Source organism: Nitrincola alkalilacustris (genome assembly GCF_008973755.1).
Classification (GTDB): domain Bacteria; phylum Pseudomonadota; class Gammaproteobacteria; order Pseudomonadales; family Balneatricaceae; genus Nitrincola; species Nitrincola alkalilacustris.
This window is the reverse complement of the sequence record NZ_WBOM01000007.1, coordinates 123,482-139,119: the sequence shown is the minus strand read 5'-3', so window position 1 is coordinate 139,119 and position 15,638 is coordinate 123,482. Positions and strand designations below refer to the sequence as shown.

The 15,638-nt window shown below is 54.5% G+C and carries 14 protein-coding genes; 6 read left to right on the top strand and 8 right to left on the bottom strand.

The features are described 5' to 3' along the window. Nucleotides 1-130 precede the first annotated feature (130 nt). The gene (locus F7R27_RS13885; RefSeq protein ID WP_151704869.1) at nucleotides 131-673 is read left to right on the top strand and encodes a gamma carbonic anhydrase family protein; all 543 of its coding nucleotides are present in this window, start codon (nucleotides 131-133) and stop codon (nucleotides 671-673) included. A 30-nt stretch (nucleotides 674-703) separates the two neighbouring features. On the opposite strand, the gene F7R27_RS13880 is transcribed toward F7R27_RS13885, so the two are convergent. The 8 genes from F7R27_RS13880 to F7R27_RS13845 form a co-directional block, all read right to left on the bottom strand. After that, a complete protein-coding gene (locus F7R27_RS13880) occupies nucleotides 704-3,076 on the bottom strand; it encodes a Lon protease family protein (protein ID WP_151704868.1) in 2,373 nt (790 codons plus the stop codon). Between the two features lie 71 nt (nucleotides 3,077-3,147). Then, complete coding sequence (gene aroE / locus F7R27_RS13875; protein ID WP_151704867.1) at nucleotides 3,148-4,002, bottom strand: shikimate dehydrogenase; 855 nt, start codon at nucleotides 4,000-4,002, stop codon at nucleotides 3,148-3,150. Then, complete coding sequence (hemF, locus tag F7R27_RS13870; RefSeq protein WP_151704866.1) at nucleotides 3,999-4,916, bottom strand: oxygen-dependent coproporphyrinogen oxidase; 918 nt, start codon at nucleotides 4,914-4,916, stop codon at nucleotides 3,999-4,001. Before hemF ends, aroE begins: the two co-directional genes overlap by 4 nt. A gap of 26 nt (nucleotides 4,917-4,942) precedes the next feature. Beyond that, complete coding sequence (gene tsaC, locus F7R27_RS13865; RefSeq protein ID WP_151704865.1) at nucleotides 4,943-5,500, bottom strand: L-threonylcarbamoyladenylate synthase type 1 TsaC; 558 nt, start codon at nucleotides 5,498-5,500, stop codon at nucleotides 4,943-4,945. A gap of 54 nt (nucleotides 5,501-5,554) precedes the next feature. Then, a complete protein-coding gene (locus F7R27_RS13860) occupies nucleotides 5,555-6,679 on the bottom strand; it encodes a 5-(carboxyamino)imidazole ribonucleotide synthase (protein WP_151704864.1) in 1,125 nt (374 codons plus the stop codon). 57 nt (nucleotides 6,680-6,736) lie between these two features. Next, a complete protein-coding gene (gene purE, locus F7R27_RS13855; RefSeq protein WP_151704863.1) occupies nucleotides 6,737-7,234 on the bottom strand; it encodes a 5-(carboxyamino)imidazole ribonucleotide mutase in 498 nt (165 codons plus the stop codon). Between the two features lie 109 nt (nucleotides 7,235-7,343). Next, the gene (gene dprA, locus F7R27_RS13850; RefSeq protein ID WP_151704862.1) at nucleotides 7,344-8,486 is read right to left on the bottom strand and encodes a DNA-processing protein DprA; all 1,143 of its coding nucleotides are present in this window, start codon (nucleotides 8,484-8,486) and stop codon (nucleotides 7,344-7,346) included. A 58-nt stretch (nucleotides 8,487-8,544) separates the two neighbouring features. After that, nucleotides 8,545-9,591 carry a LysM peptidoglycan-binding domain-containing protein gene (locus F7R27_RS13845; RefSeq protein ID WP_151704861.1) on the bottom strand — a complete coding sequence of 349 codons (1,047 nt, stop codon included), beginning with the start codon at nucleotides 9,589-9,591 and terminating at the stop codon, nucleotides 8,545-8,547. A 210-nt stretch (nucleotides 9,592-9,801) separates the two neighbouring features. Here F7R27_RS13845 and def point away from each other — a divergent pair, with 210 nt between their 5' ends. From def to F7R27_RS13820, 5 genes are all read left to right on the top strand, one after another. Further along, nucleotides 9,802-10,320: a peptide deformylase gene (def, locus tag F7R27_RS13840; protein WP_151704860.1), complete on the top strand. Its 519-nt coding sequence runs from the start codon at nucleotides 9,802-9,804 to the stop codon at nucleotides 10,318-10,320. A 51-nt stretch (nucleotides 10,321-10,371) separates the two neighbouring features. Beyond that, nucleotides 10,372-11,322, top strand: coding sequence for a methionyl-tRNA formyltransferase (gene fmt, locus F7R27_RS13835; RefSeq protein WP_151704859.1), 951 nt, complete (start codon nucleotides 10,372-10,374; stop codon nucleotides 11,320-11,322). Further along, nucleotides 11,319-12,659, top strand: coding sequence for a 16S rRNA (cytosine(967)-C(5))-methyltransferase RsmB (rsmB, locus tag F7R27_RS13830; RefSeq protein ID WP_151704858.1), 1,341 nt, complete (start codon nucleotides 11,319-11,321; stop codon nucleotides 12,657-12,659). The genes fmt and rsmB overlap by 4 nt, the downstream gene beginning before the upstream one ends. After that, on the top strand, nucleotides 12,656-14,032 hold the full coding sequence (gene trkA, locus F7R27_RS13825) for a Trk system potassium transporter TrkA (RefSeq protein WP_151704857.1): 1,377 nt from the start codon (nucleotides 12,656-12,658) through the stop codon (nucleotides 14,030-14,032). Before rsmB ends, trkA begins: the two co-directional genes overlap by 4 nt. Nucleotides 14,033-14,120: 88 nt before the next feature. Next, on the top strand, nucleotides 14,121-15,578 hold the full coding sequence (locus tag F7R27_RS13820) for a TrkH family potassium uptake protein (RefSeq protein WP_151704856.1): 1,458 nt from the start codon (nucleotides 14,121-14,123) through the stop codon (nucleotides 15,576-15,578). Nucleotides 15,579-15,638 lie beyond the last annotated feature (60 nt).

The following is a 15,638-nucleotide window of genomic DNA, read 5'->3' as shown; positions in this document are numbered from 1 at the left end:
TTTGTTATACAATGTGGGCAGAGAGTGTGTTTTTCAAATAAACTGCCAAACTAACAGCCAAACTAACAGCCAAACTAACAGCCAAACTAACAGCCAAACCACGTCACACCTAAACTACAGGATAATCAGTATGACGCTGCGTCAGTATCAGGGCCAGACCCCTCGACTGGGAAAAAAAGTATTCATCGACCCAAGCGCCATCGTACTGGGTGATGTCGAGATAGGCGATGATAGCTCAGTCTGGCCGCTGGTCGTGATCCGTGGCGACATGCACCGCATCCGTATAGGTCAGTATACCAGCATCCAGGATGGCTCGGTGCTGCATATCACACATGCAGGGCCCTACAACCCGGATGGCTTTCCGCTGATTATCGGTGATCATGTCACGGTCGGACATCAGGCGATGCTGCATGGCTGCACACTTGGCAGTCGTATTCTGGTCGGCATGGGCGCCATGGTGATGGATGGTGCAGTGGTGGAGGACGAGGTGATTATCGGTGCCGGAAGTCTGGTGCCGCCAGGCAAAACGCTGAAGAGCGGGTATCTCTATGTAGGAAGGCCAGTCAAGCAGATGCGAGAACTGACGGACAAGGAGCGCTCATTTTTTGTGTATACCGCAGAGAACTATGCGCGCCTCAAGGACAAGCATCTGGCAGAGGACTGGGCCTCCTGAGAGGCCCGTCATACGGCTTATCCAGCCTGATCATGGTTTGGCTTTGGCAACTTCGCGCAAACGTTTCACCACTTCCGCATTGATACTGCGCTGAGTGAAGTGGCCATCCGCCTTCAGCGCTCCAGCGTTGCGCCCCATCAGGATCTCCATACACTCATCCACCGTACTGACTGCATAGACCTTGAACTGACCATTGCTGACCGCATCAACCACTTCACGCTTGAGCATCAGGTTACGCACATTGGCCCGCGGAATCACAACCCCCTGAGACCCACTCAGACCGCGTGTTTTACAGAGTTTGAAGAAGCCTTCTATCTTTTCATTCACGCCTCCGATCGCCTGCACCTCACCATACTGGTTGATTGACCCGGTGATCGCGTATTGCTGACTGATCGGGATACCGGTCAGTGCTGATACCAACGTACAGACCTCCGCCAGCGAGGCACTGTCGCCATCGATATAACCATAGGATTGCTCCAGCGCAATACTGGCCGACAGGGTAAGCGGGAAGTCCCGCGCATACTTATGCCCGAGATAGCCGGTCAGGATCAGAACGCCTTTGGAGTGGATCGGCTGTCCCAGAGTCACCTCACGCTCGATATCCACTATTCCGCGATTACCCGGATTCACCGTGGCTGTGATCCTGGCCGGTGTACCAAAAGCGACATCCCCGACCTGCAACACCGTAAGACCATTTGAGCGACCAACGGCCTCACCCTCGGTATCAATGAGCACTGTGCGGTTGAGTATGCCATCCAGAATTTTCTGCGCCAGGCGTCCCGTGCGCTTTTCCTTTGCCTGCAGCGCGCGCTCGACATGATCCGCGGTGATCAGCGTTTCCCCTCGCTGCCGGCGATGGTAGTCCGCTTCACACAGCAGATCCACCAGCTCACCTATGTGGGCAGACAGCAGCTCCTGATCCTCAGCCATGCGTGAGCTGTGCTCTACAAGGCGAGCAACCGCTTCGCGCTTGAGTGCTGCCAACCCCTCTTCAACGGAAAGGGTTTTCATCAGACGGGCATAGTTTCGGATAGAAGATGGCTCTCTGCTCACATCCTCATCAAAGTCCACCACGACTCGGAACATCTTTTCGAAGTCGTGATCCAGCTCCTGCAGCAGATAATAGGTATCCCGTTCACCTACCAGCACCACCTTGACCTTCAGCTTTACCGGCTGCGGATTAAGCGAGATGGTACTGATGCCGGTATATTCATTGACCGGGTTTTCAATACGTATCTCGTGAGCCTTGAGGGCACGCTTCAGAGCGTTGTAAACGAAAGGCTGCTCAAGCAGTTTTTCGGCCTCCATCACCAGATAACCGCCGTTGGCGCGATGCAGGGCACCCGGGCGAATCAGCGTATAGTTGGTCTGCAGCGAGCCCATTTCGCTGAGATACTCTATCTTGCCAAATAGATTTTCATAACTGGGATGTGCCTCATAGACCACCGGGGCACCCTTGGTTTTATGGTTATCCACCAACAAATTGATGCCGTAGTTCTCTTCCAGATAATTGCTGCGCTGCTGGTCACTCTTGCTTTCCAGCGGCCTGTCGTCATTCACTATCTCTGCAGCATTCTTGATCAGATCACGCTCTATATGTGCCAGGTAACTGACCACGCTGGGCAGATTGATATAGCGCTCGCGCAATGCATTGAACAGTGGCGCCAGCGCACGCTGTGCGGTTTCACGATCCAGCGCTTTCATCTGCTGAGCCGCTTCACGGCGCCACTTCGGCAACTCGGCCAGCGCCTCATTCAACTGCTCTTCCAGCATTGAGATGTTCTTCTGGAACGCATCACGCTCCTCTTCAGGCAGCTGTGAGAACACCGCTTCATCCATCGCCTGACCCGCTGCAACCGGTGTGAACCCAATCGTGCCGGCATCGCGGTACACGGCAATACTGCATTCACGCGCCTTGCGCTCAACCTGATCAATCGCCTGGTCATAACGGCGGTTGAAATCACGCTCGATACGGCTGTTCATGCGCTGATAACCAGGGCTTTCAAATGCGGCTGGCAGCTCCGTCATGATGCTTTCAAGCAACCCACCGATATCACGCTTGAGCGGCCCCGCCTTGCCGGAGGGCAGCTCAAGTACGACGGGATATCGCGAGTCTGACAGGTTGTTCAGATAGCACCAGTCGCTGGGTTTAGCTTCTTTCTTCGCCCCGCTTTTGAGGCTTTCCATGGAGAAGGAGAAGCGCCCGGTATGGGGGTTCCCCATAACAAACATATTATAGCCTGGACGCTGCATGCCTACGCCGAAGCTCATAGCCTCAACCGCACGCTCCTGGCCAAAGAAGCCGTTGAAGGGCTCCAGTGTTTCAGTTGTCAGGAAAGGCAGATCCTGATGATCGCAACGCTTGTATAGTTGCTCGGCGCTCAGTGAAACATGTTCAGGCATGTTATTGATCCAGAAGGTGGGTTCTATTCAGTTATAGCGTTTCACTGATGCGTTTGACAAGCCTTGAGGCTTTATTGCTGACCCAGGCTCTGGCGCAAAGCATCAATAACAGGGGCCGTATCCGGCTTGATACCACGCCAGATCAGGAAAGACTCTGCTGCCTGCTCCACCAGCATACCCAGCCCGTCAAGAGACTTGCTGGCTTGATGCTGACGAGCCCAGCGGCAGAAAGGGGTTTCGCTTGCCCCATATAACATGTCATAGCAGATAGTGTGCTCAGCCATGAGGTGTGCCGGCAGATCCGGGGTTTCGCCACCCAGGCCTGCGGAGGTTGCGTTGATAATCAGATCAAAGCTGCCATTCGGGAGTCCCTGAAAATCGCAAGCGCTGATTGTCTGAGTATCCTGCTGGCTGGACTCATCAGTGAAAGAGAAAACTGATACCAGCAACTGTGCTTTAGACAGGGTCCTGTTAGCAATTACTAACTCCGAAATGCCCGCATCAAGAAGTGGTTTTATAACACCACGTGCAGCACCTCCCGCACCCAAAAGCAAAACACGACAATTGACGAGCCGAATCCGGTGATTACAGGTAAGATCAACAACCAGCCCGGCACCATCGGTATTATCGCCACAGATCAGACCTGACTCATCACGCCAGAGGGTGTTAACCGCCCCAGCAAGTTCTGCACGCTCTGTTCGCAGCCCAGCCAATGCCCAGGCACGCTCCTTGAAGGGAACAGTGATATTCAGCCCTTTGCCGGAACCTTGCAGAAATGAATCAACCTGCTGCTCAAACTCTGCTTCGGCAACATCAACCGCCATGTATTCCAGTTTTTGATCCAATTGCGCGGCAAACATGCCATGTATCAGCGGAGATTTACTATGGCTGATTGGATGACCAAAGACAGCATATTTATCAATCATTTAATTTCACCCAACCAGTCTTTTGGCTGAAGATAATGCTCATATAGACGCGCTTCTGCCGAGCCAGGCTCAACCTGCCAGTCATAACTCCAGCGCACTTCAGGCGGCAGGGACATTAAAATCGACTCGGTGCGTCCACCCGACTGCAGACCAAAAAGAGTGCCCCGGTCGTACACCAGGTTAAACTCGACATAGCGGCCACGGCGATGCAACTGGAAGTTTCGCTCACGCTCACCGTAGGGCACGTCTCGACGCTTCTGTACAATAGGGAGGTATGCCTTGATATAGGCATCCCCGATCGCCCGCATCAGTGCAAAACTGGTATCGAAGTCCGGCTCGTTCAGGTCATCGAAGAATAGGCCGCCGATTCCGCGCGGCTCATTACGGTGTTTAAGATAGAAGTAATCATCACACCACTTTTTGAAGCGCGGATAAATATCCTCACCAAAGGGCTCACAGGCATCATGCGCCACCTGATGCCAATGGATGCAATCCTCATCCACACCGTAATAGGGTGTCAGATCGAAACCACCACCAAACCACCAGACAGGTGCTTCATTTTCCTTCTCGGCAACGAAGCATCGGACATTCGCATGAGAAGTCGGAACATGCGGATTATGAGGATGAATCACCAGGGATACGCCCATCGCCTGAAAATGACGGCCCGCCAATTCCGGCCGGTGAGCCGTAGCAGATGCAGGAAGTTTATCGCCATGCACGTGTGAAAAATTAACTCCTCCCTTTTCGATGACAGAGCCCTGACTCAACACGCGAGTTCTGCCACCACCACCTGCCTCACGCACCCAGCTATCTTCAATAAATTGTTTATTATCAATCTGTTGGAGTTTTTCGCAAATACTATCCTGAAGTCCGAGCAGGTAATTCTTAACAGCGTTGATATCAGGCACAGACATGTAAAACTCCAGTAGTAAATACTTACTTACGTTCTGATAATTGAAAAATCGGTGATTGACCTTATCTCACTTGGACGATCTCTACCACCCAAGGCTCCATCCAATATAAAATCGAGTCCAGAGCCGAAGTAAGTCTTAACTCGCAGATTGGTTTTGGCAGGAGGAGCTGCAGATGGGTTGGCAGATGTCGATACCAACGGGCCTCCCCAGGCCTCACATAACTGCTTCACCAGAGGATGGGCACTGACCCGGATGGCAACACTGTCATGGCGTCCCTTGACCCATTCAGGGATCAAATTCGCCGGGTCAGGGATCAGCCAGGTGACAGGCCCGGGCCAGGTATCAGAAACACTCTGACGCTGTTCCGGCGTCAAGGGCGCAAGCAGTGGCTGCACCTGCTCAACCGAGGAGGCCACCAATATAAGCCCCTTGTCGACGGGTCTGCGTTTCAGCCGCAACAGTTTCATCACTGCAGCCTCATTCCAGGGGTCACAACCCAATCCCCAGACAGCTTCAGTAGGATAGGCCATGACGCCGCCCTGCCGCAGGACTCTGACTGCTCGATTCAAATGCCAGGCGCTCACATCAGCTCTCCACAAAAGTCAGTGGTTACATACCAGGAAAAACTCTTGATTACACTAGATAAAGCTAAAACATGCTTCGGGAGCACCAGGCAATAAGCCTCTGGCACGATCCACCAGCTTGAGCAGATCCTCATAACTGTCTGCCACCAGATTGACATGACCAAGCTTTCGCCCGACACGCTCCTCTTTACCATAGAGGTGGAGATGCGCCCCTTCGATTTCAAGTAAGCCTGAAAGATCACCATGTTCGCCGATGATATTGATCATGCAGGTCAGACCACGCGCCACTGTCGATCCCAGTGGAACGCCCTGCACCGCACGCAGATGGTTTTCAAACTGGCTGGTGATCGCGCCATTTTGCGTCCAGTGCCCGGAATTATGCACTCTGGGGGCCATCTCATTGGCCAGCAGCCTGCCGTCACGCGTCTGAAACAGCTCCAGCGTCAGCACACCGACATAGTCCAATGCATCCAGCAACTGGTGAATATACCCCTCAGCCTGTGCTTGTAACTGCTCAGATACATCCGGCAGGGGTGCCATCGAGTAGCGCAGGATACCTTCGCTGTGATAATTCTCAGCGATTGGATAGAAAACCACCTGCGCATCGCGCCCGCGGACTGCAATGATCGACACCTCTCGTACAAAGTCGACAAAGGACTCTACAATCAGTTGCGGGTGTCCGATCTTCTGCCAGGCATCACCTGCCTCGGCAGGGTTGCGCAATACCGCCTGCCCCTTGCCGTCATACCCTTCGGTCAGAGACTTGGCAACAACAGGAATCTTCTGTACTCCGCCGAGCTCAGTTGTTGCCGCCGCCAGCTCTTGTGCTGACGACACCAGTCGATAGTCAGCAACCGGAATACCAAGACGTGTAAAGAGAGCCTTCTCCTCGGCACGATTCTGACACACGCGTATCGCTTCACTGCCCGGATAGAGGGGCTTACGCTCCTCGACAGCCTTTACCAGCGCAAGGGGCAGGTGCTCGAATTCATAGGTGACGCAATCAACCTGCTGCAGAAACTGATCCAGCGATTGCTCCGCCTGATCCATCACAACCGTACCAATATCAGCACTGGGGCTGCCACTGGTATCCAGGAAGACGAATCGGTTGCCCAGCGGATAACCGGCAAGCGCCATCATCTGCCCCAACTGACCCGCTCCAAGTATGCCTATACGCATCTTTCGACCTTGCCTCTACTTAAGCTTTGTACATCAAGCGTCCGACCATGCGAGCGTTCAATCTCGCGGATCAGGATTATCCAGCACTTTCTGCGTCTGCTCAGCACGGAACCTTTCCAGTGCCTGCCTGATCTCTGCATCCTGCAGCCCCAGTATCTGTGCTGCCAGGATGCCTGCATTGGTTGCGCCGGCCTTGCCGATCGCCAGTGTCGCCACAGGAATACCACCCGGCATCTGAACGATTGACAACAGAGAGTCCATTCCACTGAGAGCCTTGGATTCCACAGGAACTCCCAGTACCGGCAGCGTGGTCTGTGCGGCCACCATACCCGGCAGATGCGCGGCGCCACCGGCCCCGGCAATGATCACCTGCAGACCACGATCGACTGCGGTCTTGGCATACTCAACCAGCAGATCAGGAGTGCGGTGAGCAGACACTACGCGTGTTTCGTAAGTGACACCGAGTTGCTCAAGCATCTGCACCGCATGTTCCATGGTCGGCCAGTCCGACTTGGAACCCATTATAACGCCTACTTTTGGTTGCATAGTATACATCCCATTTTGATTCAGGCCTGCAAATCATGACCAACAGTTTACAGAAAACCGTGCAGGATACCCTTAAACGCCAGCGGGGAAAAGAGTAAGCACCGAATAGAGCGGCGCACTATCGGCAACGCCTGACACCGCTGCCGACAGCCTCTATCCAGCCGGATAGCTGAAGCTGCATCACCCCCTGCTGCAACTGGCTGAAATCGCCACCTGCCAAAGCAGACAACTGATCCATATCTATCAGCTCATAGGGGATCTGCTGCAACAGTTTCGCCTGCGAGGAGGGGAGTGTGTCAGAAGCAGCCAGACCCTGAGAAGCCGAGTCTGAGGAGATCAGACCATCACGCTCCCTTTCCTCCGGAGGCAACAGTGATCCCAGCAAGGCGCCCAACTGCTCAATGATATGCCGGGCATTTTCAACCAGCACCGCACCTTCGCGAATCAGTGCATGACAACCTCTACTTAACGGATTGGCGATAGCGCCGGGTATGGCGAACACTTCACGGCCCTGCTCGAGCGCCTCTCTGGCAGTAATCAGCGAGCCACTCTTTAGCGCAGCCTCAACCACCAGCGTCCCCACCGACAAGCCGCTGATGATTCTGTTGCGGCGGGGAAAATGTGCGGCAAGGGGTGGAGAACCGGGCGGCAGCTCCGATATCAGGCACCCTCCCTGAGCCACTATCTGCTCGGCCAGTCCGCGGTTACGCCTGGGGTAGACATGCTCGATACTGGTCCCCATCACGGCTATCGTTGGAAGCTTCTGCTCAACAGCCCCGCGGTGCGCCTCGCTGTCGATCCCCAGCGCCAGCCCGCTGGTAACAACCAGGCCACAGCGCGACAGATAGGATGAAAAGTCATAGGCACTGCGCAGACCACCTCTTGAGGCATGCCGACTGCCAACCATCGCAATCTGAGGCTGCGTAAGTACTGAAGCATCCCCCTTTACCCACAGCAGTGGAGGCGGGTCATAGATCGACGCCAGCAGCGGAGGATAGTCGTCCGCATCCAGGGTCAGTATTGTGATCCCTTCGCTCTCGGCCCAGTCATACAGCTCACAGGCCTTCAGCCTCAACCTGCGGCGGGTTTCCAGGCAGGCCAGTGCAGCTCGGGTATCACTTCGCAACGTGACACCCAAAGGTGGTGAACGACTGAACAGATCGGAAGGTTTACAGTTTTGCTGGAACAGTCTGCCAAGCGTTACCGGACCCATGCCCGGTAGCAGGCTGACTGCGATCCATTCCCTTGGATCGCTCGGCATTGATAGACTCCTTGTCGCTATCAGGTATCGCAGATATCAGGTATCAGGTATCAGGTATTCAGGGAGTTCTGATCTCATCCCCGATCGAAATCACATTGGTTGCACGCATCACCAGGCCATAGCTGACACGATCAAATGAACGGAACACCATCAGCACGCCGGCTTCTTCAGCCGGTAACTGTATCGATTCGCCTGTCAGTGGGTCCCGCAGCACCTCACCCTGAGAATAAATGGCAAAAACGTCACCGGGTTCGACACGATCACGTCTACCGACACTCAGCACAACCGGGTCATACTGGCCGATTTTATCAACACCATCCTTTAGAATGTCGATCACCAGGCCACCTTCGGTATAGGGAGCCGGCTTGGGATAAAACATGGACTGAATGCGACTCTCGCCACCGGGCAGGACTCGGTACTCGGATCGAACCTCCTCGCGGGTACGGCGCAACTCGAGCGTTACGATATCATCCTGCTGCGCTGCAATCGCCGTATCGGCGACCTTGAACAGCTCATAACCCAGAAACTCGCCGGTTTCGGGGTGTACATACTCCCGTACGGGTCTGTAAATACCCTGCAGACGATCAGGACCCAGCAACTCACCACGGGCATAGATACGATCACCTGCGCCGGAAATGATACGCTTGTTTTCAGCACCTACGACATAGGGCGCATTTTGCAGCGCGTCATACTCAAGTACCCGGTTATCATTGAGGAAACTCATGATGTCACGCAGGGGAATCGCCGGAACCGCCCGCTCCAGCGGCTGGACTCGCACCTGAGGGCTTAACCTGCGTACGCCATCGCTGTCACCCCCACGTAACCCCAGCCTGGGGCGTCCGTCCACCCAGGTCAGATATACCACATCGCCCGGATAGATCAGGTGGGGATTATCTATCTGCGGATTGACTCCCCAGACCTCCGGCCACAGCCATGGGCTGTCAAGGAACCTTGCCGAAATATCCCAGAGGGTATCGCCCGACACCACTACATATTCGGTAGGGTGTCCGTCGCGCAGTTTAATCTGATCCTGTCTGACATCCGCGGTAGCAACGCCAACACTCAACAAGCCTGCCACCAGCAGTCCGCAAAGCAGATGTTTCATATTCAGTTCCCTGTGATCCGGACACCTCAGGCCAGCGGGGCCTGCTTGTGCCATTCATAATGTTCTTAACCCGCGCATTTCATGAACTGCTCACATATTCATGAAACATCCGGCTTAACAATGCATTGCAAATCATATTCAGTATAATAGGCTGAAACTGAGATGTCGCCTTCAAGCGTTCAAAATCTAACTGCCGAAAGACCTATACCCATGGCTATACTGACTATTCTAGAATTTCCAGATCCTCGCCTGCGTACTATCGCAGAGCCGGTGGATGTTGTCGATGACTCTATTCGCACCCTTGTTGATGACATGTTCGAGACCATGAACGACGCCTCTGGCATCGGCCTGGCTGCCACGCAGGTCAATGTGCATAAGCAGGTTGTTGTGATGGATGTCTCGGATGAGGGCGATCAACCTCTGGTGCTGATCAATCCGAGCTTCGAGGTGATTGAGCCTGAGCTGGAAGAGGGTCAGGAAGGCTGCCTGTCTGTGCCGGGCTACTACGAGAGTGTAAAGCGTCCACGCAAGATTCGCGTCAAGTGCCTGAACAGGGAAGGCGAGCCAACCGAATTCGAAGCAGAAGGACTGCTCGCGGTATGCATTCAGCACGAACTGGATCACCTGAACGGCAAGCTGTTTGTGGATTATCTGTCCAACCTCAAGCGCAGCCGGATCAGAAGCAAGCTGGAAAAAAAGCACAAGCTCGAGCAGCAGTCCGCGGTCTGAGGCAGGGCGCGATTGAGCACTATAATCCTTAATACCTGACTGGATAGAGTGATGAACACGGCTCCACTTCGCATTGTCTTCGCTGGCACCCCCGATTTTGCCGCCACCTGTCTGGACAAGCTGCTGAGTCATGGCTATCCGATCAGCGCTGTATATACCCAGCCAGACCGCCCGGCGGGACGAGGCCGCAAACTCGTACCTGGCCCGGTCAAACAGTTGGCGATCCAGCATCAGCTGCCTGTTTACCAGCCACTGAGCCTGCGTACGGCAGAGGCTCAGGCTGAACTGGCGGCACTCAGACCCGACCTGATGATCGTTGTTGCTTACGGCCTGCTGCTGCCTCAGGAAGTGCTCGACATCCCGCGCCTTGGCTGCATCAATGTTCACGCTTCCATTCTGCCTCGCTGGCGTGGTGCTGCTCCGATCGAGAGAGCCCTGCTGGCCGGAGATACCGAAACCGGTATCACCATCATGCAGATGGATAAAGGACTGGATACCGGCGATATGCTGAGTATCAGCCGCTGCCCGATTCTCGCAGATGACACCAGCGCCACCCTGCATGACCGCCTGGCCGGTCTGGGTGCTTCAGCTCTGCTTGAGATACTGCCCTTACTTGCCGATGGCAAGGTAGACCCTCAGCCTCAGGATGACGCGCTGGCCTGCTATGCCAGCAAGCTGACCAAGGAAGAGGGGCTTATTGACTGGAACCTGAGCGCTGCCGAACTGGCCATCAGAATTCGCGGACTCAACCCCAGACCTATCGCCTATACCCGGCTCGGTGAGGATACTCTGCGCGTATGGCAGGCCCGCACAACCGACCAGCAACAGACGCAACCGCCCGGAACAATCTGCTCCGTGAGTAAAAAAGGCCTCGAGGTCGCTACCGGTGCAGGCACATTGCTACTCGAACAACTGCAGTTACCGGGCGGCAAGGCACAACCTCTGGCGTCACTGCTCAACGGTAATCCACAACGTTTCACAGTCGGTCAGAGGTTCCATTGACACGCTATCTCGCGGTTTCCATCCTCACATCACTCCTGACGCATCATGGCTCTCTGAGCACACTGGTGCCGCCAGCCGCCAGCCGCCTGTCAGCACGCGACAAAGGCTTGCTGATGCAGCTCTGCTACGGCGTCACACGAGATTTTTTCAGGCTGCAGACGATTGCTAACACACTATTGAAACGCCCGATGCAGGATAAGGATCAGGATCTGCTGGCAGTCATTCTGCTTGGCATCTATCAACTGCGCGATACCCGTATTCCCGCCCATGCCGCCATCGGCGAAACAGTTGCAGTGGCGGATGATCTGTCTAAACCCTGGGCAAAAGGCCTGATCAATGCCGTGCTTCGGCGTTATCAACGCGAACGAGAAGAGATAGATGCCAGCCTGAGTGATGATGAGCAGTATCTCTGGAACCATCCAGACTGGATGCTGGCAAAGCTGCGCAATAACTGGCCCGATCATTGGCAGTCGATACTCAGTGGCAATGATGTAAAAGGCCCTCTCTGCCTCAGAGTTAATAAGCGCTCACTTACAAGAGATGAGCTGATCAATGAATTTCGTATATTTGATATTGACGCGACTCCTGGCCTGATCAGCAGTCAAGCCATCTATCTGCAACAAGCACAGGATGTTCAGGAACTGCCCGGTTTTGACGAGGGCTGGTTCAGTGTTCAGGATGAGGCGGCCCAGCTCGCAGCAGAGCTGCTTGAGCTCGAACCCGGCCAGCATCTGCTTGATGCCTGCGCAGCTCCCGGCGGCAAGCTCTGCCACCTGATTGAGCAGGCCGAGGACCCGGCCAGCATTACAGCGATAGAGATCAGCGAATCACGTGCTGAACGCATCCACGACAACCTGCATAGGCTGGGTTTTGAAGATGCCTGTAACCTGCTCGTAGCCGATGCCAGCGACACCGACTGGTGGAATGGCCAGCTCTACGACCGCATCCTGATTGACGCGCCCTGCAGCGGCACCGGTGTTATCCGCCGCCATCCCGATATCAAGCTGCTGCGTCGCAATGAGGATCTTAAGCTGCTGGCAGACCTGCAACTGAGGATACTGAACAATTTATGGCCTATGCTGAAGCCTGGCGGCAGACTGGTGTACGCCACCTGCTCAGTCTTCACTCAGGAGAACGAGCGCGTCATGGAACGCTTCCTGAATATGACAACCGACGCCCTGCATCAGCCCATAGAGGCCTCCTGGGGGATGGAGCGGCCTTATGGCAGACAGCTCTTCCCACAGCCTGATGGTCATGATGGTTTCTATTATGCATGCCTCAGCAAGGCTGTCCTGCCAGTGTCAGAATCTGATCAAGAGGAAAGTGCAGAAGCATGAAAATCATAATCCTCGGCGCAGGGCAGGTAGGTGGCACACTGGCAGAGAACCTTGCCAATGAAGCCAATGATATCACTGTCATCGACACAAACTCTGCCCGCCTGCGCGAGCTGCAGGACAGGCTGGACATTCGCACGCTGGATGGCCCGGCCTCGCACCCCTCCATGCTGGCTCAGGCCGGTGCCAAGGATGCCGATATGCTGGTTGCCGTCACCAACAGCGATGAAGTCAACATGATCGCCTGCCAGGTGGCACATACACTGTTCAAGATACCCACCAAGATTGCACGTGTGCGTGAGCACGACTACCTCTATCAGGACAAACTGCTGTTTGCCGACAAATCCATGCCGGTCGACGTTCTGATCAGCCCTGAAGAGCTGGTGACAAAGCATATCCGGAAAATGATCCAGCACCCGGGAGCACTCCAGGTACTGGACTTTGCCGAAGGCAGAGCACAGCTGGTTGCTGTACGTGCCTACTACGGCGGTCCTCTGGTTGGCCGTGAAATATCCTTCCTGCGCTCCCATATGCCGAACGTGGATACCCGTGTTGCTGCCATATTCAGACAGGATCGCCCGATCATTCCCAAGGGGGATACGATCATAGAGGCGGATGATGAGGTCTTCTTCATCGCGGCCAAACATGATATCCGTTCTGTAATGAGCGAACTGCGCCGGCTGGATAACCCTTATAAGCGAATCATCATCGCCGGCGGTGGTAATATCGGTGCACGCCTGGCCGAAAGCCTTGAAAACGAGGTTCAGGTCAAGATCATTGAGCGCGATCTGCGCCGCGCCAATCTGCTTGCACAACGCCTGAACAGGACTATCGTCCTGCATGGCAGCGCCTCCGATCGCGACCTGTTGCTGGAAGAAAACATTGAAGATACTGATGTTTTCTGTGCACTGACCAACGATGACGAAGCCAATATAATGGCCTCGATGCTGGCCAAGCGCCTCGGTGCCAGAACTGTCATGACCCTGATCAATAACCCGGCTTATGTCGATCTTGTGCAGGGAGGCGTGATAGATATCGCCATTTCACCTCAGCAGACCACAATCAGCTCGCTTCTCACACACGTTCGCCGAGGCGACATAGTAGCCGTTCACTCTCTCAGAAGAGGGGCTGCAGAAGCGCTTGAGGCGATAGCACATGGCGACAAGAAATCATCCAAAGTGGTCGGCAGAACCATTGAAGAGATAGATCTGCCACCCGGCACCACCATCGGTGCCATAGTGCGTAACAATAAAGTACTGATCGCACATGATGACACTGTCATCGAGAATGACGACCATGTCATTCTGTTCCTGGTCGACAAGAAACGTATTGTTGAGGTAGAGCGGCTGTTCCAGGTGGGGTTGGCATTCTTCTAACCTCTGATTCAATACGCTCAACCTGACACGCGCAATTAAATAAGTTCTGATTCATAGGCTCTGATTTCATAGGCACTGAGGACAGCACATGCACTTCAAGGTGATTCTGCGCATACTGGGCATACTGGGCATACTGCTGATGATATTCAGCCTGACCCAGCTTCCTCCCGTATTTATTTCCAACTACTATGACGATGGCGCAAGTGTCGCGTTCATCTCGGCCTTTTTCATCACCCTTATTGCCGGCTTCATCATCTGGGTGCCTGTCTATCGGGTCAAAGAGGAGCTGCGTACCCGTGATGGCTTCCTGATTACAGTGCTCTTCTGGACGATTCTGGGGCTTTTCGGTGCCATTCCCTTATGGCTGTCCAGCGAGCCGGATCTATCTCTTGTTGATGCCGTTTTTGAGTCCATGTCGGGGTTGACCACGACAGGGGCGACAGTCATTACAGGGCTTGATCATCTGCCAAAGTCGATTCTCTATTACCGTCAGCAGCTGCAGTGGCTTGGTGGCATGGGGATCATCGTTCTGGCCGTCGCCATACTGCCAATGCTCGGTATCGGGGGTATGCAGCTGTTCCGTGCCGAAACTCCCGGCCCGGTAAAGGATGCCAAACTCACACCGCGCATCACCGAAACGGCCAAAGCGCTCTGGTATATCTACCTGTCCCTGACCATCGCCTGTGCAACCGCATACTGGCTCGCTGGCATGTCCGTGTTTGATGCCATAGGGCACAGTTTTTCCACCGTCGCCATCGGCGGCTTTTCCACCTACGATGCCAGCATCGGCCACTTCAACAGCCCTGTGATCGAGATGATCTGCATGGTATTTTTGATCCTGTCCGGCATCAGCTTTGCGCTGCATTTCTTTGCCTGGCGCCAACGCTCAATCATTCACTACTTCACCGACAGCGAAGTGCGCTTTTATTTCGGCATTCTTGCACTCACTGTACTGGTCACACTGTTCGCACTGCTGATAAGCCAGACCTACGCACCGGTTGATGCCCTGCGTAAAGCGAGTTTCATGGTCGTATCCATCGCTACTACCGCAGGCTTTGCCACGGCTGATTTCGCAAGCTGGCCGGTCATGCTGCCATTCATGCTGATGGTTGCGTCCTTTGCCGGTGGTTGTGCTGCATCAACGGGTGGCGGTATGAAAGTGGTAAGGCTGCTGCTGATATTCAAACAGGGGCATCGTGAGCTCAAGCGACTGGTTCATCCCAATGCCGTGATACCGATCAAGCTGGGACGCAGACCTATCTCCGACAGAGTCATGGAAGCTGTGTGGGGGTTTTTCTCGGTGTACCTGCTGATGTTTGTCATCATGATGGTGATTCTGCTCGGCACAGGATTAGACCAGGTAACGGCCTGGTCTGCAGTGGCTGCCACACTTAACAACCTGGGTCCAGGGCTTGGTGGTGTCGCCAGCCATTATGGCGATATCAACTCCACTGCCAAATGGGTACTGTGCTTTGCGATGCTGCTGGGACGCCTGGAGGTGTTCACATTACTGGTCTTGTTCACACCGGTATTCTGGCGCCGATGAAGAGCGTCTGTCTTTGGCGGGCTCTCATCAGGAGACTCTCTAACCAGGATTCTCTCTATC